This is a genomic window from Corynebacterium tapiri (genome assembly GCF_006334925.1).
Classification (GTDB): Bacteria; Actinomycetota; Actinomycetes; order Mycobacteriales; family Mycobacteriaceae; genus Corynebacterium; species Corynebacterium tapiri.
The window spans coordinates 146615-165282 of sequence record NZ_VDHJ01000008.1 but is presented as its reverse complement, the minus strand read 5'-3'; the positions used below and the strand labels follow the sequence as shown (position 1 = coordinate 165282).

The window sequence follows — 18668 nt, the reverse complement described above, 5'->3', positions numbered from 1 at the left end:
CTTTTCCGTTCCACGTCGATCGTAGGTGCGCGGTAAGCTAACGCTGAAAATTCTTGGGGAAGGTCAGGCACATGGATAACCAGCGGCTGAAGGCCGGCGACATCGCCGGAGCCCTCGCTGTCATGGCTCTCACGACCATCCCGTATTTCCTGATCGTGGTGTGCGCCGTGGTTCTTATACCTGCCGGGGAGTGGCGTTGGGACTTAAGCTTTTTCTCCCTGGTGTGCACGGTGCTGACTTTGCCTGGAGCGTTGATTTTGGTGGAGAAGCTGGCAGGAGGGATTGCTGCGTCCCCATACCTGCCCACATCGTCCGCCAAGCTAAGAAACGGTGTTGAGCTGGTCCTGCTCTTTATCGGAACGGTGATCATCACCGACTTCCTCGCCCGGCCGTTGTCCGTGGCGGTGGTAGCCAGCGCGCTGTATATGGCGCTGGGCTACCTCATCTCGCGTTTGCTGCGCCGGGTCGACGCCACGAACGCGAGCCCCGAGGAGAGCGCAGAGGCCTAGAAAATCTCGATGCGCCCGCCCAGATCCTCGGTCTGAGCTAGCTGCTGGACCCACCGAGGTCCACCCGGATGCAAGCGCAACACGGGGCGGGAGGAGATCTTCACCGGTGACACGGAATCCTGGCGTGCGCCCGAGCGTGCCTCCAGGCGGGTGCGTGTGCGGTGACCAGCCTCCACCAGCCCTCGAATGTCCGGTTGTTCCGCGGCCAGCGAATCCCGCGCCTGGGCCAGCTTGTCGATGAACTGATCCAACGCATCGACCAGCGCTGGCGCGTTGGACTCACACATTGCTCGCACCAGGGAGGGCTCGGTAGCGGCCACTCGCGTGGCGTCCTTGAATGAGCCCGCCGCCAGCGATTGCGCGAGCACACCGCCGTCGTCGCCGACAATCGACAGGGCCTCGGCCACGATGTGGGGAAGGTGGCTCACGCGCGCCACGGCGGCATCGTGGTTGGACACACGCGCCGGGACGGCCTCGGCCTGGACGCGGACGATCATCCGCACAACGTTAGAAAACAGGTCGATCCATTCGTTCGGCGTGTGCTCGCCGCGCTCGGCCAGCTCCGCGGCGTAGTCATAGGTGACCACCCACGCCGCCCGGGTGAACAATCCGGGCTGGGAGGCCTTCCAGCCCGACCTTTCCGTGCCGGCCATCGGGTGGCCACCCACGTAGCGCGATTCCAACCCGCGGGCGCGAATTTCCTCATACACCGGGGACTTCACGCTCACCACGTCCGTGATGCCGCAGCTGGGCGCCAGCTCCACCACGCGGTCGAGGACTTCGCCTATCGCATGCATGGGCACGGCGAGGACCAGGATCGCTTTCTCCTGCTCGGCGCGCTCAAGGGTGGCATCGAGGTTATCGGAGACGTCGAACCCCTCTTTGACCGCGGTGCGGGTGCCGGAGGTGGAGCGGTTGTACCCGAACACGGGCTGGTTCGCGGCGGCGAGGTCGCGCATGAGCGAACCACCAATGAGGCCGAGGCCAACGATGCAGATGGGGCGGGTTAGGTTTTGGAAGCTCACGGTGACAATTATGCCCCACCCCGACTACTCTGACTTTTTATGCGGGAAATGAGCTTCGCCGTCACGGTGACCAGCGATGACGGCCAGTGGCAGGTGCGGCGATTCGCGGACGACTTCACCGATCCGACGCGAGCTCTCAAGGCCGTACGCGCGCTGCGTTCCCCAGGCGCGGCCTTCGCGCTGTTGTGCGTAGAGGATGAATACTTCGTCATTTTGCGCCCCGCCCCGAGCCGCAACCTTGTGCTGTTGTCCGACGTCACCATGGCAGTCGACGACGACTACGCGCGCGACCTGGCCGAGGACGCCGGGATGGAGATCCCGGACATCGACCCCGACACTCTCGACGACATCGACGGCTGGCCCGAAGGTGACTTCGAGGTGCTGGAGGACCTGGGGCTCTCCGAGGAAATCCTGGGAGTGATTGCCGACGACCAGGACCTGTATCCCCACCAGGCGATCATGCGCATCGCGGACGAGCTGGGCTTTTCCGAGGAGCTCAGCGACGCCACCGACTACTCGTGAGCGCCCTGCCACGCCCGCGCGGCGTCGTCGAGGCCGAGCGCCGAATGCGGCGCGCGCTCGAGGTGGCCGCGCTGACCCCACCTGGCGATGTTCCGGTGGGGGCGGTGATCTACTCCGCGGAGGGCAGGGAATTGAGCTGGGGGGTGAATCGTCGAGAAGCAGACACAGACCCCCTGGGGCACGCTGAGATCGCGGCGATTCGTTCCGCGGTGGAGGCGCTTGGCGACGGATGGCGCCTGACTGGTTGCGAGCTCGTCGTCACCCTGGAGCCCTGTGCAATGTGCGCGGGCGCGGCAGTGGGCGCCCGCATTGATTCGATAGTCTTTGGCGCGTTTGAACCCCGCACGGGGGCCTGCGGGTCGTTGGTCGACGTGCCCCGGGCGCCAGGGGCCCTCCATGTTCCGCAGGTGCGTGGGGGCATTCTGGAGAGTGAGGCAGCAGCCCAGCTCAGGGAGTTTTTTCGCACCCTGCGTTAGGGCTGTGCCCGCGCTGCAACCCGGATCACAGTTAGGTATCGGTGTGGCGCCGAAGGTGGCGAAGCCCGCACACCGTGTCTAGCGTGGAACCCGCACGTTAAACGCATCGCATTTAGCAGGAGGTTAACTCATGGGAATCATGGATAAGGCTAAGGACGCAGCAGCCACCACTGGTGTGGATAAGGCGCAGGAGAAGTTCGTTAACAACGATAAGGTTAACGAGGGCATCGATAAGGCCCAGGAAAAGTTCGCCCCCAAGGGCGACGACGCTAACAACGAGGAGCAGTAAACATGGCTGACATTCAGGACGAGTTCAACGCCAAGAGCGACGAGCTGGGTGGCAAGGCCAAGGAAGTTTTCGGCGAGGCTACCGAGAACGACTCCCTCAAGAACGAGGGCAAGGCCGACCAGACCAAGGGTGACATCAAGGACGCCCTGAACAACGCTAAGGACGCTGTCAAGGAAGGCGCCGACAAGCTGCTCGGCAAGTTCCAGGACAACAAGTAGCGGCTGATTTGGTCGCCGGGCGCGCGCTCCGTTACTTTGGTTAGCGGTGGCGTGTCCGAGCGGCCGAAGGTGTTCGCCTCGAAAGCGAATGTGGGTAAAACCACCGCGGGTTCGAATCCCGCCGCCACCGCTCTTGAATAAAGACCCGGTTACCTCTCGTAGGTGCCGGGTCTTTTTCGGTTCTGCACCGCCTTAAGCAAATGCCCAGGGGCAACGTTTAGACTCGATGAGCCAACTAGGTTGCTTTAAAAATGAACCGACCGCCGACTACCGCAAAGGGGTAGCGCCTCCGTGGCTGAACTTCTCTATCGATTGGGATCGTGGTCCTTCCTGAACAAGTGGAAGGTCATCATCGCGTGGGTCATCATTCTGGGTGGAGTAGGCGGCGCGGCCGCCACCTTGATGAAGCCCTTTACCAGCGAGTTCGCCATCAGTGGTACCCCATCGATCGACGCCATCTCGCAGCTGGATGAAAAGTTCCCCGGTGCGGGGGAAACCGTCAATGCGGCCACGGTCAACCTCGTGTTCGAGGCCCCAGAGGGGCAGACCCTGAACACGCCGCAGAGTTCAGCCGCGATCGATCAGGTCGTCGGACATGTCGAGGACAACCTCACCGAGATCAGGGACACCGAGCGCTTTGGCAACCCACTCAAGATCTCTCCCGAGTTGCAGCGGATGGTCTTTGACCAGGAGACCAGCATGGGGCTGCCAGAGGAAACAGCCCGCAATGATGCGCAAAACCTGTCGATGGTGTCCGAGGACGGCACGATTGCGTACACCACCTTCACCATCGACGTGGAAAGCGCCCAGGCAGTCACGCAGGAGCAGCGCGACGTCATCAACGAGGCCCTGCAGATCGGGCGCGATCAAGGCCTGCGGGTCGAGGCCGGCGGCCCCGGATTTGGCGATCCGATCGTAGTCAACTCCACCAGTGAGATCATCGGTCTGGCGATCGCCTTCGTGGTCCTGGTGATCACTTTTGGCTCCTTGGCCGCCGCCGTAATGCCCGTGGTCACCGCCGTGGTGGGTGTGGGCCTGGGAATGGCGCTGCTGTTTACCGCCACCCACTGGGTGGAGCTCAACGACACGACCCCGGTCCTTGCAGTGATGATCGGCCTGGCCGTGGGTATCGACTACTCGCTGTTCATCCTCTCGCGCTACCGCGCAGAAAGGCAGCGGCTCAGTGGCCCCGAGGCAGCCGGCTTGGCCACCGGCACCGCCGGATCGTCCGTGGTGTTCGCGGGCGCCACGGTGTTTGTGGCGCTGGCGGCGTTGGTGATCGCCAACATCGAGTTCCTCACCTGGATGGGCCTGGCCGCCGCGGTCACCGTGTTGATCGCCGTGCTCGTCGCCCTGACGCTGACCCCGGCATTGCTGGGTCTATTCGGATCCAAGGCCTTTGCGGGCCGAGTCCCCGGAGTGGCCGGAAATCGCCGTGGCCGTGGCAAGCGTCGCCGCATGCCAGAGACCATGGGCGCGCGCTGGGTGAAGTTTGTGCACCGTGTTCCGGGCCTGGTCATCGCCGTGGTGATTTTGAGCCTCGGGGTGATGACGCTTCCGGTGTCCAAACTGGAGATGGCCTTGCCCTCGGACATGACCAGCAACTACGACACCACCCAGCGCCAATCGGCTGAGCTGATGGCAAAGGGCTTCGGCGAGGGCATCAACGCGCCCCTGCTGATGATTGTTAACGCCGAGAATGCGAATCCCGAGTCCCCGGCCCTGGCCCCGCTCATCGACGCCCAGACGTCGCGTCCGGAGTCCACCATCTCGCCCCAGGAGGCGGCCCAGACCTCCTCGTTCCTGTACACGGTGGGGCAGGTCAACTCGCTGGTGGATGTGAAGCATGCCCAGCTCATCGCCCAGAGCGAGGACGGCACGGCAGCGCAGATCGCTGTGTGGCCCCGCTCGGGCCCGGCGGACCAGCAGACCGTGGAGACGGCGCACTCTCTGCGTTCGCTCGGACAGCAGATCTCAGACGCCACCGGCGCCTCCATCGGTCTGACCGGCCTGACAGCGGTGCAGATGGACATCACCGAGCGCCTTGCCGGGGCGATGCCGCTGTACCTGGGCGTCGTGGTGGGCCTGGCCATCGTCCTGCTGCTGATTGTCTTCCGCTCCATCATGGTTCCGATCGTCGCCGGCCTGGGCTTCCTCCTGTCCGTCGGCGCCGCCTTTGGCCTCACCGTCCTGGTCTGGCAGGAGGGCCTGTGGGGCCTGGTGCCCACCCCGGCGCCGCTGATTTCCTTCATGCCGATCTTCCTGATCGGCGTGACCTTCGGCCTGGCCATGGACTACCAGGTATTCCTGGTCACCCGCATGCGCGAGCACTTTGTGCGAGGAGGAGGGCGCTCGCGCAGGGACTCGGTCTACAACGCCGTCGAGGAGTCCGTGATCGTGGGCTTCTCGCGGGCCGCTCGTGTGGTCACCGCCGCGGCGATCATCATGATCGCGGTGTTCGTGGCATTTATTAATCAGCCGCTGCCCTTCATTCAGATCTTCGGCTTTGCGCTGGGTCTGGGTGTGCTTTTCGACGCCTTCTTCATCCGCATGGCACTCGTCCCCGCCGCAATGTTCCTGCTGGGACGCGCAACCTGGTGGATGCCGCGCTGGATGGACAAGCTCCTGCCGGCCATCGACATCGAGGGCACCAAGCTGGAGGAGCGCTTTGAGCAATCTGGATCAACCCGGGCGTCGACAAGCGCCCCCAAGAAGGACTAGAACATGGATGATGTGAGTTTCAGCCTCGGCACCGAGATCTCCGATGCTGGCGTGGGGCGCCATGGGCGCACGGGCACGATTCACACCCCGCATGGGGATATTCAGACCCCGGCGTTCATTCCGGTGGCCACCAAGGCGACAGTGAAGACGCTGACCCCGGAGCAGATCCGCTCGACCGGCGCGCAGGCGATTCTGTCCAACGCGTATCACCTCTACCTGCAGCCGGGGCATGACATCGTCGATGAGGCTGGGGGAGTGGCCGCATTTGAAAACTGGCACGGCCCCACCTACACCGATTCGGGCGGCTTTCAGGTGATGAGCCTGGGCGCGGGCTTCCGGAAGGTGCTGGCGATGGACACCGCCAAGCTCAACCCCGAGGACATCAAGGCCAAGGACAAGGAACGCCTGGCCAAGGTGGACGAGGACGGGGTGGACTTCCGCTCTGTCATCGACGGGTCCAAGCACCGCTTCACCCCCGAGGTGAGCATGCAGATCCAGCATGGGCTGGGCGCGGACATCATGTTCGCCTTCGACGAGCTGACCACGCTCGTGGACACGCGTGCCTACCAGGAGGAGTCCGTCGAGCGGACCCGTCGCTGGGCGCAGCGCTGCCTGGTGGAGCACAACCGCCTGACCCAAGAGCGCACGCATCGCCCCAAGCAATCCCTATGGGGCGTGGTACAAGGCGCCAACTACGAGGACCTGCGCCGGCTGGCAGCTCGCCAGCTGGTCGAGATGTCCGAGCAAGCGCAAGAGAAGGGGATGCGCGGCTTCGGAGGCTTCGGCATCGGCGGGGCGATGGAGAAGAGCAACCTGGGCACGATCGTGGGCTGGGTATGCGATGAGCTGCCCGCTGAGAAGCCGCGTCATTTGCTGGGCATCTCGGAGCCGGACGACCTGTTTACCGCCGTCGCCGCAGGTGCAGACACCTTCGACTGCGTGGCGCCGACCCGCCTGGCCCGCCGCGGCGGGGTGTACACACTCGACGGGCGTATGAACCTGGTGGCATCTCGCTTCAAGCGCGATTTCCGCGGAGTGGATGAGGAGTTTGGGGGATACGTCTCCGAAAACTACTCGCGTGCTTACCTTCACCACCTGCTCAAGGCCAAGGAGTTCCTGGCTGGCACGCTGTGCACGATTCACAACGTGGCCTTCATGGTGACGCTGGTGGATAACATCCGTGCCTCTATCGCCGAGGGGCGTTTTGAGGAGTACCGCGCCGAATTTCTGGGGCGCTACTACGCCAATGGCGGGCGGGCCCCGGAAGGAAAATAAAGGGTTTCGGCGCCACGCTGCACAAATGTCATGGAGGCGTACTAATGTATGCCAGGAATATGTGCATTTGCTTAAAGAAGTGCACCGAGTAGATTGTCGACCTCTCCTCAAGGAGCCTGCCGCCGTGTCCTTGTCTTCAAAGATCGCAGCCACCGTGTGTGCTGCTTTTGCCTGTGTTGCTTCCGCCGTGAATACGCCCGCGATGGCGCAACAGTCCTCTCTTGGCTTGGCGACGGTCGACCTTGGCCCCCAGGGCAACTGCACGGCGCATACCCTCATCAACGTTCCCGGAGGCTTGAGCAGCGCCCAGGTCCTGCAGTCCAACGTGGGCATCGGCTGGGTGGCCCCGCAGGTTGTGTCCATGGCGCCCCAGATGCTCAGTGACACCTCGGTGATCACCGCGAATTACGACGCCACCCCCTTCCTCAACGACTCCTACGATTCGGCCTCGAACTCTGCACGCCACGTGGTGGCTGGCATCATGGCTGAGCGCGCGCAGGCTTGCCCCAACACCAAGTTCAGCATCGTGGGCTACTCCATGGGTGCGGATATCGCGGCGACTCTAACGTCGGAAATCGCTGCCGGGCGTGGGCCCATCTCGGCGGATAAGTTCGAGGCCGGCGTTTTCGTAGCCAACCCGCACCGCGGTGGTACCCCGAACCAGTCCGGCGCACCGGCTGGCCACGGCATCCTCGGGCCGGGCATGGGCTACGGCGAGCTCACCCCGCGCACCCTGGACATCTGCAACGCGGGAGATTTGGTGTGCGACCCGCAGGCCAACTGGCGCACTGTCGCCGAGACCGCGGGCACGGGCATCGGACTTGGCCAGGGTAAGTTCCCCGGCGCCGGTGAAATGAACCAGGCACTTGCCGCCGCTATGCCGCTGAACCCCTTTGAAGTCAGCCGGGCCCAAGCTCTACATAACGTCTACGGTGCCCCCCAGGTGGGTGAGGCACTGGGCTTCATCGCTGCCCACCAGCGCTAGAGCTCAGCAGCACTAAGCCGCCTGGTGGTACCCCTCCCGGCGCTTGACTGCCCGGACAACCGCGTAGGTGACCGGGAGGAGCATGGCTTCCAGGGCGGTCTTCCACACGAAGCCAACGATGACGTAGTTGGCAAAGTCCCCCATGGTGGTGATGCCGATGACCGGGGCGGCGATCGCGCAGAACAGCAGCGTATCGCCGAACTGGCCCACCACGGTGGAGCCGATCAGGCGCACCCACAGGGAGGACTCTCCGGTGCGCTTCTTCAGCACCACCAGCGACCAGGCATTCAGCAACTGACCCACGGCGTACCCCGCCAGGGAGGCCAGCACGATCTGCGGCACGAGCCCTAGGATCAGCGCGAACTCCGCCTGGTTCTCATAGAAGCTGGCCGGCGGCAGCCAGATGCCGATGTAGAAGCAGATCGTGGCGGCCAGCGTGATACCAAAGGCCGTAAAGATCGCCCGTCGCGCACCCCGGAACCCATAGACCTCGGCGAGGACGTCACCGACGATGTAAGAGATGGGGAAGAGGAAGAACGCCGCATCCAGAACGAGCGGCCCAATCTCCACTCCCTTCGAGGCGTTGATGTTGGATACCAAAAAGACAGCGGAGCTGATGGCCACCAAGACGGGGTAGATGCCAGAGCCCACAGGAACGTGGCGGGGTGCGGTAGTCATAAGCGACATTTTAGGCTGGAAAACTATGACTGGACCTGCAGGGCGCTATGCGCCGTCGCCAAGCGGAGACTTGCACCTAGGCAACCTCCGGACCGCCGCGCTGGCGTGGCTTTTCGCCCGCACCACAGGCAGGGACTTCTATCTGCGGGTCGAGGACATCGACTCCGGGCGCTCCTCTCTCGACTCCGCCCACCGGCAGATCGAGGACCTGCAGTCGATCGGCCTGGATTTCGACGGTGAGGTTGTCTACCAATCCCAGCGTTTCGATCGCTATCACGCAGTGCTCGACGAGCTTTCTGCCCGCGGCCTGACCTACGAGTGCTACTGCACCCGCCGCGACATCCAGCAGGCCGCCAGTGCGCCCCACTCCGCCCCCGGTTCCTACCCCGGAACCTGCCGGAGCCTAAGTGAGAGCGAGCGCGAACAGCGACGCGCGGAGGTGGCGGCTCAGGGGAGGGCGCCGTCGCTGCGCTTGCGTGTAGACGCCCCGGTGCACCGCATCCTTGACTACTACGCCGGTGAGTTTGAGGCGCCTATCGACGACTTTGTGCTCCAACGCGGAGGAAACATCGGCCAGGCGGGCGACTTCGCCTACAACTTTGTCGTGGTGATCGACGACGGCGACGCTGGGATTGATCAGGTCGTGCGCGGGGATGACCTGTTAAGTTCCGCGCCCCGGCAGGCCTATCTGGCGCAGCTGCTGGGTTACCCCGTGCCCGAGTACGTCCATGTTCCTTTGGTCCTGGGGCCGGAGGGCAAGCGCCTGGCCAAGCGCGACGGTGCGGTCACCCTCCGCGAACTTCAACAGCAAGGCGTCGACGTCCCGGCGCTGATCTGTCAGTCCCTGGGCTATCCGGAGGCGCACACGCTGGCGCAGCTGCGCGAGGTGTTCGATCCCGCGCACTTGTCCCGCGACCCCTGGACGTTTCGGCCTTAAATCTCCTGGGCGGCTTGGCTAAGCGCCCAAAAGTAAAAAGCAGCGGCCCGGTCTTTATCCTTTCGGACGAAAACCGAGCCGCTGCTCGTTGGCGGAGGATAGGGGATTTGAACCCCTGAGGGATGTGACTCCCGCACGCGTTCCAGGCGTGTGACATAGGCCGCTAGTCGAATCCTCCGTGGACAAACATTAGTGGATAACCCCTCATCCAACAAAATCGCTGGTCAGGAGTGCTTAGGGAGGAATGGGTGGACGTGGGTTTGGCGTGCGCCTGCTGACTGGATAGACTGACCGCCAGGACCTCATGCGGCGTCCATCTCGTGAACTCCCCCAGGGCAGGAATGCAGCAAGGGTCAGCGGGCTCTGGCGGGTGCGTGAGGTCCCCTTAGTTTTCTTGCAGGGGGAGCCCAGCGGTGACGCGGTAGGCTGAAAGGGATTCATACCCTGACCCCACCCTCGCAGGAGGTGCGAAGCGTAATGTCGCTGCTGGATTTGGACGCTGATCAGCGCGCGGAGCTGCTGGCTCGCGTACGGCAGGATTACGAGGAACTCAAGGCCTCGAACCTCAACCTGGATCTCACCCGCGGTAAGCCCTCGTCCGAGCAACTGGATGTTTCTCACGAGCTGCTGAGCCTGCCGGGGGAAGGCGACATTAAGGACGCCAGTGGTGCCGACGTGCGCAACTACGGCAACCTCAAGGGCATCACGGACATCCGCCAGATCTGGGCGGACCTGCTCGGGATCAAGCTGGAGCAGATCGTGGCCGGGGATGCTTCCTCGCTGAACATCATGTTCGACCTCATCTCCGCCTCGTACATCTGGGGAACGAACGACTCCGAGCGCCCGTGGTCCGCAGAGGAGAAGGTCAAATGGATCTGCCCGGTGCCGGGGTATGACCGGCACTTCACCATCACGGAGAAGTTTGGCTTTGAGATGATCACCGTGCCGTGGCTCGAAGACGGCCCGGACCTCAACGCCATTCGCGAGGCAGTCAAGGATCCCCAGGTCAAGGGCATGTGGGTCGTGCCGATGTTTGCCAACCCCACCGGCCAATCCGTGTCTGCAGACATCGCTCGTGGCTTGGCCGAGATGGAGACCGCGGCCCCGGACTTCCGCATCATCTGGGATAACGCCTACGCCGTCCATACGCTGAGCGAGTCTTTCCCGACCCCCATCAACGTCCTTGAGCTCGCCGAGCAGGCCGGTAACCCGAACCGCTTCTGGCACATGGCGTCGACCTCGAAGATTACCCATGCGGGTGCTGGCGTGAGCTTCTTCGCCTCCTCCGAGGCCAACCTCGCCTGGTACCTCGCAATCGCGGGTGTGCGCGGAATCGGGCCCAACAAGGTCAACCAGCTCGCGCATGCGCGCTTCTTCCACGACGCCGAGGGGGTGCGCGTGGTTATGCGTAAGCACGCCAGCCTGCTGGCGCCGAAGTTCCGTCGGGTGCTGGACATCCTCGAGTCCAACCTGGGTGAATACGACATCGCTCGCTGGACCACTCCGGAGGGTGGCTACTTCATCTCGGTGGACCTCATCGATGGAACCGCTGCCCGCGTTGTGGAGCTCGCGCGCGAGGCCGGAATCAAGCTCACCGAAGCAGGCTCATCCTTCCCGCTTCACGACGATCCCAACGACCGCAACCTGCGCCTTGCCCCTTCGATGCCGCCCATCAATGAGCTCGAGCAGGCCATGAAGGGCTTTACCACCTGCGCCTTGCTGGCCGCACTGGAAAAGCTGGAGGCCTAAGCTGAGCCCGGAGGAAACCGCGTATTGGCTGGATGGGGTCCTGCCCGGGGAGCTCTCGCTGCGCCAGGTAGGGCAGTGGCGAGTAGCCACCGGCAGTGCTCCGGAGGGCATTAGCTTTGCTGCCAGCATCGGCTTTGGCGACGTAGACACCGGGCTGGTCATGGAGCAAGACCCAGAGACCGAGATCCGGTGCGAGCTTCTCACCTTCACCAATGGCTCCCAGGCCGATGCAGCGGAGGCTGTCTTGGCAGCGGCGGACCTACTCAAGCAGGCGAACGGTGTGGTGCCGGCGCAACCGGGCACGTTGCTGCCGGACGTCGTCAAGCGCACTCAGCTGAGTACCACCTTGACGCACGGGGCGCTGGTGGCACCGACCCCGTGGGGTGGGCAGGTGCCGCAGGTTCAGGAGGATCGACGCATCACGCTGCTGGCGCAGTTGGTCCTGATCTCAGATGAGGAGTATCAGCTTGCGCGAGAAAAGGGCGTCGATGCGCTGCTGACGCGCCTGCGTCGGCGGGCGGTTAACCCCAACGATTGGCAGCGCCCACTCGACTGATCCGGCGGTGCGCACCCCGGCGGGTAGTCTGTGGGACGTGGCTTTGTACCGGAAGTATCGCCCCTCCACCTTTGGTGAGGTTGTGGGGCAGGAGCAGGTAACCGTCCCCCTGTCGAAGGCGCTCGACGCCGGGCGGATCAATCACGCCTATCTGTTTTCGGGTCCGCGCGGTTGCGGTAAGACCTCGTCCGCCCGCATCCTGGCGCGCTCGCTCAACTGTGTGCACGGGCCGACCTCGACTCCGTGCGGCAAGTGTGAATCGTGCGTGGCGCTCGCGCCGGGCGGTCCCGGCAACCTGGACGTCATGGAGCTGGATGCTGCCAGCCACAATGGCGTCGAGGACATGCGTGAGCTGCGCGACCGGGCGATCTATGCGCCGGCGGAGTCGCGATACCGCGTCTTTATCATCGACGAGGCGCACATGATCACCAACGCAGGTTCCAACGCCCTGCTGAAGGTGGTGGAGGAGCCGCCGGAGCACCTCATCTTTATCTTTGCGACGACGGAGCCGGAAAAGGTCATTGGCACCATTCGTTCGCGTACGCACCACTACCCGTTCCGCCTGGTGTCCCCGCCGGACATGCAGGGGCTCATGGAGCGGATCGTGGCCGAGGAGGGCGTCCAGGTTGAGCCCGCCGTCTACCCGCTGGCCATCGAGGCTGGTGGTGGCTCCCCGCGCGACACCCTGTCCATTCTGGACCAGCTGCTCGCCGGTGCCGGGGAGGGCGGTCTGACCTATGCGCAGGCGCTTCCGCTGCTGGGCGCGACCGATCTTTCGCTTCTCGACGCCGCCGTGACCGCCCTGGCGGACAGCAACGCCGCTGACTTGTTCCGCGTGGTGGGTCAGGTGGTCGACTCGGGCCACGAACCGCGTCGCTTTGCTCAGGATCTTCTGGCGCGCCTGCGCGACCTCATGGTCATCCAGGCAGTTCCCACCGCCATCGACCAGGGGTTGGTGGCGGCCCCGACCGACCGCGCCGAGCTCCTGCAGGGCCAGGCCGGGCAGTTCACTGGAGATAGCGTCGCCCGCCTGGCCAGTACGGTCAACCAGGCTCTCGACGACATGAAGGGGCCGACCTCGCAGCGACTCCTCCTGGAGATCGCGTGTGCGCGCATGCTCGTCGACTCCTCGCCGGCCCCGGCCCCGGTGGCCGAAACGTCGCGGGATGCGGCTGCTGCTGCGGCGGCTGCCAAGCTGGCGGCGACCCGCTCGGCTCCTAAGGCTCCCCAGGCAGCCCAGTCCCCGGCGACGAAGCAGGAACCGCAGGCTGCTGAGCCTAAAGAGCAGCCCCGCCCGTCTGCGCCGCAGCGCCCGGAGCCGCAGCGCCCGGAGCCACAGCGCCCCGATCCGAAGGCGGAAGAGCCTAAGACCGAGCGGCCCAAGGTCGACACGCCGCAACCCAATGAGGCTGCCGCGCAAAAGCCGGAGCCAAAGGCGGAAGAGCCTGCCCAGCCGGAAACGCAACAGTCGGAGTCCACTGGCCAGGCTGGCGAGGAGATCGTCGAGAAGCTGCGTGCGGACTGGGCCCAGATCCGACAGGAGGTGGGCAAGCACAATCGAATCGCCGAGATCATGCTCACCGAGGCTCGCGTGTTGGGAATCAAAGACGACACCCTCGTCCTGGGGCACAACACGGGTGCGTTGGCGCAGCGCATCAATGCGGGTTCCAACAATTCCGCGATCGCGCAGGTCGTGTCCTCGCGCACACAGAGGCAACTGAAGGTGACTTGCGTGGTGGGCACGGATCCCTCCGCAGCGGGTTTCTCCGCCGCGGCTGCCCCCAAGACCTGGAATCCGCAGGCCAACCAGCGCCAGGCGCGCACTGAGCAGTCCGGTGAGGCTACCGAGAGCTCCCGAGAAGACGACCAACCCCACCCCGCCGAGGAACCTCGGGGATGGAAGCGTCCCGCAGCGATCCCTGATCAGGAAGCAGCGCCAGCACCCTCTGCGGAACCGACACCGCCGCCGCGTCCCCACACTCGCCCGGAACCCGCGCCCGCCCAGCAACCACGGCAAACCCCAGATTGGCGCCAGGCTGCTCAGCGAGCAGCACAACAGGCGGCGCAACGCTCGGAGCGAGATTCGGCGATGTCGTTTTCCAACGGCGTCCCGCTGCCGCCCGAGCCGGGGCCCGAAGAGGAGTGGGAACCCGATCCAGCCTCGCTGCCACCGTCGGCACCACCTGCGGCAAGACCGGCAGCAGCGCCTACTGCACCTCCTGCGCCCAGCCGCGACGAGGAGGAGCAGATGATGGCGGACGAGGCCCGAGAACCAGGCACGCGTGATCACCGGGATGCCACCCAGGTGGCAGTCGATCTGCTCCAGACCGAGCTTGGAGCGCGCCGGGCGTAATCGCTTTTGCCGGTGGGCCCATGAATCCGAGCACGCGTAGAATCGTCCAGGCGAACTGCGTACCCAACAACGATAGGACGTTAAGCACACTATGACTTCCCCGCAGCCCGACATGAACGAGCTCATCGCCCGCGCTTCTGAGATGCAGGCACAGCTCCAGCAGGCCCAGCAGGAGATCCTGAACACCGAGGTCACCGGAACTGCCGGCAATGGCCTGGTGTCCGTGACCATGACCGGCGGCGCAGAGGTTAAGGCCGTCACGATCGACCCGCAGGTGGTTGATCCCGAGGATGTAGACACCCTCCAGGACCTGGTCCTGGGTGCTTTCCGCGACGCTCACCAGAAGGCTGGCGAAGTCGCCCAGGAAAAGATGGGCCCGTTCTCTGACGCTCAGGGTGGAGACCTGAGCGGCATGTTCGGCTAAGCAGCCCGCTTCCTTTTCATCCACCGCGGCGGGTTGGGTGCAACCTTAAGTTGTGCCTGCCTGCCGCGGGTTCTTTTTCGACGCATCCACGAGGTACACCACAGTGTTTGAAGGGCCCCTGCAGGACCTGATCGACGAGTTTTCGCGCCTTCCCGGTATCGGCCCAAAAAGCGCGCAACGCATCGCCTTTCATCTCATGCGCGTGGAGCCCGAGGACATCGATAGGCTTCGCGACGCCCTGGCCAGCGTCCGCGACGGCGTCACCTTCTGTCGCATTTGCTCTAACGTGTCCCGCCAGGAAGTCTGTCGGATTTGCGCGGATTCTGGGCGCGACGCCAGCCTGATCTGTGTGGTCGAGGAGGCCAAGGACATCCAGGTCATCGAGCGCACCGGCGAATACACCGGGCGCTACCACGTGCTCGGCGGAGCGCTGGATCCGCTGGCCAGCGTGGGCCCCAAGGATCTGACTATTGCTCAATTGCTGCAACGAATCGGCGGCGTGCTGCCTGATCGCGAACTCGCGGACTCCACCCCGGAGAACAGGCTTTACGACGACGCCCCCAACATCACCGAAGTCATCCTGGCCACCGACCCGAACACGGAGGGAGAGGCCACGGCCTCCTATCTGGGCCGCCTCTTGTGCGACTTCCCAGACCTTAAGGTGACCCGCCTGGCCTCGGGAATCCCGCTGGGCGGGGACTTGGAGTTCGTCGACGAGCTCACCCTGTCCCGGGCCCTAAGCGGGCGCCGGGCTCTGTAGCTTTAGTTACGCCAGGCGTTCGAGGCGCAGTCGGTCGACCACCGGCAGGGCCAGCGGCTCGAGGCTATCCAGGCTCACTCCCATGGCCTTGGCCAGCAGGAGATCGGCCAACTGGGGGTTACGCGCCAGGGCTGGACCGTGCATATAGGTAGCGATCACCGAGCCCTGGACCGCTCCCTCCGCCACGCGCTGCGCAGCACCGTCGGCGAGGTCCTCAGTCGCCGAGTTATCGGCGTTGCCCACGCCGGTGGTCACGGTGCCTAGCGGCTGCGCCTCTGGGCCGAGCACTGTAGCGCCCATGTGGTTTTCAAAGCCCGTGAGCGGCTCGGTGAGCTCGGCGGTCAGGCCTGCTCGGGTTGGGGTCGAGGCGACTTCTCCGATGGCTCGACGCTGCATGGATGCAGTGGTGGCGTCGATAAGCCCCACACCATCGACCACGCGACCCGAGGCACGGAAGGACTCTCCGAGAACCTGCAAGCCAGCACAGATCGCCAGGATCGGGCGCCCGGCCCAGGCAGCGCGCGTCAGCCCGCCATCTGCGATGAGGTGCTCTGCCGCCAAGATCTGGGCGGTGTCCTCGCCACCTCCCATGCAGTACACGTCCAAGGACTCGGGGACTGGTTCGCCCAGGTGAACGCGGTGAATTTCGGCGTCGATGCCGCGCATGCGGGCGCGCTGGCGCAGGACCAGGGCGTTGCCGTCGTCGCCATAGGTGCCCAAAACGTCGGGCAAGACCAGGCCAATGGTGAGTTGATCAGCCACGGTAATCCTCCTGCTTGGTCAGAGCCTTACGCAGATCACGGAAGGCGGTGTAGTTGGCCAGCACCTCGACTCGCCCGGGCGGGCAGGCACGAATGGCCTCTACCGGATCGGCGATGAGCTCGTGGGAAATATCGGCATACGTCAGGCGCACGGCCAGGTCCGTGCCGCGCTCTCCGGCCGCCTTGACCGCTAGATCGTCGAAGTCCTCGAACTTCACGTCCCAGAGCCAGGAGAGGTCCTCTCCGTCGGCGACCTGGCCGTTCACCGCCACCACCAAACCGTCGGCGGTGCGATCCACCATGGTCAGCGCCTCCTGCCAACCGGCCGGGTTCTTGGCCAGCAACAGGTGCACGCTGTGCTCACCCAGTTCGATGGTGGAGTAGCGACCCGCCACGTTGTCCACGGCCTCGGCAGCGGAGACTGCCGCGTCGAGCTCAACGTCGAAGGCCTCGACCGCTGCTGCGATGGCCTGGGTTGCGTTGCCGCGGTTGGCGCGCCCGGGCAGCGTGAGCGACATGGGGCGGCTACCGGCGGGGGAGGTGAGCTGTTCGGAGTTGACTTCCCACGTCGGGGTGGGGCGGCGGAACTGGCGGCCATCGGGCAGCGGCTTGACTGCGTACCAGTCGTCGTCGGTACGCACCACGTGCCCGCCCGTGCGCGGGCAGGTCACCGAGTCACCCAGCCAGCCGGCACCCGCGGACACCCACACCACGTTCTTGGCGTCGTAGGCCACCGAGGTCATGAGCACGTCGTCGCAGTTGGCGATCACCACCATGTCCGGGTGCGCCTCCACGCAGGAACGCAGGGCGCGCTCGATCTTGTTGATCTCACCCACCCGGTCGAGCTGGTCGCGCGACAAGTTGAGCAGCACGAGTGCCTTGGGCTCGAGCTTGTCCGCCACCGCGGGAACGTGCAGCTCGTCGACCTCCAATGCGATGGCGTCGGCATCGCGCCCCGCCATCAGCGCAGAGATGATGCCGGCGTCCATGTTGTCGCCGCCCTCGTTGGTGGCCACGCTGTAGCGGGTGCGCAGCGCGGCGGCCAGCATGCGGGTCGTGGTGGACTTGCCATTCGTGCCGGTCACCAGCACTGCCGGGCGCTGTCCGCCCAGCTGGCTCATGATCGTGGGGTCGATCGCTCCCGCCACGAGGCCGCCGATCATTCCGCCGGCGCCACGTCCAGAAACCTGGGAAGCCTTAGTGGCCAAGCGAGCGGCCGTGGTGGCCGCCTTCGAGCGCAAACGACGCAGCGGGCCTGACGAACCGAGCAGTGAAGCATTCATGACCCTCAACCCTAGCCGTCAGTCGCCCTCTCAGTTGCCTTCCACTCGCTGGACAGCCTCCATGAAGGCCACATCAGACATCAGCGGAATGTCCTTGCGCTGGGCATGCATCGCCTTGCCGTGCAGGTCAGTGGTCTCATTGCACACCACCAGCGAGGTCTGCCGGGTCAGCTTCTCCGAATACGCCAGCTCCGCCTTGACGATCGCCTCGACCACCTCATTCGGATCCATCTCGATCTCCGGTGCCACCACGATCTCCATACCGCGCTTGAGCTCGCTGCCCGGCCGGTACTGGCCCGGGTTGGGCACAGGACGAGGCGCCTCCACGGCGTCGATACGCACATGCGAACGCTGCAACCCGCAACGGTCCGCGCGCAACTCCTTCGGTCCACACTCGGCGAGGGCTCCGCGCCGGCGCTGCTCGAGGAACAGGTCCTTGACCATGTCGACAGGGGCCTGCTCCGTTACCCCGTAGTGCTTTGCGACGTGCGGGATTCGCGTATCGCTCAAACTCACCCCTTGGCGGCGAGCCGTTGCGAGGGTATCCACGATCGTCGCCGGGCGCGGTACATGGCCTACGCGCTGGCGGCCGCGTCCGCGGTTTCGCCCCCGGCCCCGAGAACGATTTGCCCGGGCAGCCGCGTTCATGGCCTTCCGCGCTTCGGAGACCACAAACCCCCAGGTAAGCGAGGTGCGGTGGGTGACCAATGTGCGATCGTCGAGGAGCGCGTCCAGTTTCTTCAGGCTGGAGGCGAAACGAGGTGCCTCCGCGACCTCCTCATGGGTCAACCCGTGCATGTGCCGGGGCCCGGGATCAGTGCCGGGGTTAAAACGCAGGTGAATGCGCTCGCCGGCCGAGCCGTGGTCGTCGAACGTGAGGGCATCGAGCGTGATCAGCCGAGACGTCGACGGGTGGATGCCACTGCCTCGGGCCACCAACGCGACGTAGGGGAAGTCACTCTCTTGGTTCATTGGCTCAAGTCTAGCCCAGGAGCGAGGTGTGGCTGATTAGCTGCGTGGTTCACCGTTCCAGACCTCTAAAGGAATGTTCGCAAAGGAGTCGTCCTTTAGAGGTTTAGGGGCAAAATTCGACCCCTTTGTGCCGATTCCTTTAGAGGTTTGTGCGGATATGGGGCCAACGCGGCCG

19 protein-coding genes, 2 tRNA genes and 1 other RNA gene are annotated in these 18668 nt (G+C 64.6%); 16 read left to right on the top strand and 6 right to left on the bottom strand.

Features of this window, described 5'->3' with window-relative positions; translation table 11 throughout:
* Positions 1-71 precede the first annotated feature (71 nt).
* Positions 72-509: a hypothetical protein gene (locus tag FHE74_RS06955; RefSeq protein ID WP_139465778.1), complete on the top strand. Its 438-nt coding sequence runs from the start codon at positions 72-74 to the stop codon at positions 507-509.
* Here the strand turns inward: FHE74_RS06955 and FHE74_RS06950 are convergent.
* Positions 506-1534: a prephenate dehydrogenase gene (locus tag FHE74_RS06950; protein ID WP_139465777.1), complete on the bottom strand. Its 1029-nt coding sequence runs from the start codon at positions 1532-1534 to the stop codon at positions 506-508. The two genes, FHE74_RS06955 and FHE74_RS06950, sit on opposite strands and share 4 nt — an antisense overlap.
* A gap of 39 nt (positions 1535-1573) precedes the next feature.
* Between FHE74_RS06950 and FHE74_RS06945 the strand changes: the two genes are divergently transcribed.
* From FHE74_RS06945 to FHE74_RS06915, 8 genes are all read left to right on the top strand, one after another.
* Positions 1574-2056, top strand: coding sequence for a tRNA adenosine deaminase-associated protein (locus tag FHE74_RS06945; RefSeq protein WP_139465776.1), 483 nt, complete (start codon positions 1574-1576; stop codon positions 2054-2056).
* Positions 2057-2100: 44 nt separating this feature from the next.
* Positions 2101-2532 carry a nucleoside deaminase gene (locus FHE74_RS06940; RefSeq protein WP_139465800.1) on the top strand — a complete coding sequence of 144 codons (432 nt, stop codon included), beginning with the start codon at positions 2101-2103 and terminating at the stop codon, positions 2530-2532.
* Between the two features lie 130 nt (positions 2533-2662).
* Complete coding sequence (locus tag FHE74_RS10665; protein WP_180339708.1) at positions 2663-2821, top strand: hypothetical protein; 159 nt, start codon at positions 2663-2665, stop codon at positions 2819-2821.
* 2 nt (positions 2822-2823) lie between these two features.
* Positions 2824-3039 carry a CsbD family protein gene (locus FHE74_RS06935; protein ID WP_139465775.1) on the top strand — a complete coding sequence of 72 codons (216 nt, stop codon included), beginning with the start codon at positions 2824-2826 and terminating at the stop codon, positions 3037-3039.
* 45 nt (positions 3040-3084) lie between these two features.
* Positions 3085-3169 (top strand) — tRNA-Ser (locus FHE74_RS06930).
* A gap of 161 nt (positions 3170-3330) precedes the next feature.
* On the top strand, positions 3331-5760 hold the full coding sequence (locus FHE74_RS06925; RefSeq protein WP_139465774.1) for an MMPL family transporter: 2430 nt from the start codon (positions 3331-3333) through the stop codon (positions 5758-5760).
* A gap of 3 nt (positions 5761-5763) precedes the next feature.
* A complete protein-coding gene (tgt, locus tag FHE74_RS06920; RefSeq protein WP_139465773.1) occupies positions 5764-7035 on the top strand; it encodes a tRNA guanosine(34) transglycosylase Tgt in 1272 nt (423 codons plus the stop codon).
* Between the two features lie 124 nt (positions 7036-7159).
* Positions 7160-8020, top strand: a complete 861-nt coding sequence (locus FHE74_RS06915; RefSeq protein WP_180339707.1) for a cutinase family protein — start codon at positions 7160-7162, stop codon at positions 8018-8020.
* 12 nt (positions 8021-8032) lie between these two features.
* Here FHE74_RS06915 and FHE74_RS06910 read toward each other — a convergent pair whose 3' ends face one another.
* The gene (locus FHE74_RS06910; RefSeq protein ID WP_246049217.1) at positions 8033-8698 is read right to left on the bottom strand and encodes a queuosine precursor transporter; all 666 of its coding nucleotides are present in this window, start codon (positions 8696-8698) and stop codon (positions 8033-8035) included.
* Positions 8699-8723: 25 nt separating this feature from the next.
* Between FHE74_RS06910 and gluQRS the strand changes: the two genes are divergently transcribed.
* A complete protein-coding gene (gluQRS, locus tag FHE74_RS06905) occupies positions 8724-9635 on the top strand; it encodes a tRNA glutamyl-Q(34) synthetase GluQRS (protein ID WP_139465770.1) in 912 nt (303 codons plus the stop codon).
* 89 nt (positions 9636-9724) lie between these two features.
* Here the strand turns inward: gluQRS and FHE74_RS06900 are convergent.
* Positions 9725-9813: transfer RNA gene (locus FHE74_RS06900), tRNA-Ser, on the bottom strand.
* A 115-nt stretch (positions 9814-9928) separates the two neighbouring features.
* Between FHE74_RS06900 and ffs the strand changes: the two genes are divergently transcribed.
* The 6 genes from ffs to recR all read left to right on the top strand — a co-directional run bounded on the left by ffs (position 9929) and on the right by recR (position 15477).
* An RNA gene (gene ffs / locus FHE74_RS06895) (signal recognition particle sRNA small type) lies at positions 9929-10025 on the top strand.
* 87 nt (positions 10026-10112) lie between these two features.
* On the top strand, positions 10113-11384 hold the full coding sequence (locus tag FHE74_RS06890) for an aspartate aminotransferase type Ic (protein WP_139465769.1): 1272 nt from the start codon (positions 10113-10115) through the stop codon (positions 11382-11384).
* Position 11385: 1 nt separating this feature from the next.
* A complete protein-coding gene (locus FHE74_RS06885) occupies positions 11386-11940 on the top strand; it encodes a suppressor of fused domain protein (RefSeq protein ID WP_139465768.1) in 555 nt (184 codons plus the stop codon).
* 37 nt (positions 11941-11977) lie between these two features.
* Entirely contained in the window at positions 11978-14293 is a 2316-nt protein-coding gene (locus FHE74_RS06880) for a DNA polymerase III subunit gamma and tau (RefSeq protein ID WP_139465767.1), read from the top strand.
* Between the two features lie 91 nt (positions 14294-14384).
* Entirely contained in the window at positions 14385-14717 is a 333-nt protein-coding gene (locus FHE74_RS06875) for a YbaB/EbfC family nucleoid-associated protein (RefSeq protein ID WP_139465766.1), read from the top strand.
* 103 nt (positions 14718-14820) lie between these two features.
* On the top strand, positions 14821-15477 hold the full coding sequence (gene recR, locus FHE74_RS06870; protein WP_139465765.1) for a recombination mediator RecR: 657 nt from the start codon (positions 14821-14823) through the stop codon (positions 15475-15477).
* 6 nt (positions 15478-15483) lie between these two features.
* Here recR and FHE74_RS06865 read toward each other — a convergent pair whose 3' ends face one another.
* From FHE74_RS06865 to FHE74_RS06855, 3 genes are read right to left on the bottom strand one after another with little or no spacing between them, the layout of a single operon-like run.
* On the bottom strand, positions 15484-16239 hold the full coding sequence (locus tag FHE74_RS06865) for a type 1 glutamine amidotransferase (RefSeq protein WP_139465764.1): 756 nt from the start codon (positions 16237-16239) through the stop codon (positions 15484-15486).
* Positions 16232-17521: a Mur ligase family protein gene (locus FHE74_RS06860; protein WP_139465763.1), complete on the bottom strand. Its 1290-nt coding sequence runs from the start codon at positions 17519-17521 to the stop codon at positions 16232-16234. The genes FHE74_RS06865 and FHE74_RS06860 overlap by 8 nt, the downstream gene beginning before the upstream one ends.
* Positions 17522-17551: 30 nt before the next feature.
* Entirely contained in the window at positions 17552-18493 is a 942-nt protein-coding gene (locus FHE74_RS06855; protein ID WP_139465762.1) for a DNA polymerase III subunit epsilon, read from the bottom strand.
* Between the last annotated feature and the right edge of the window lie 175 nt (positions 18494-18668).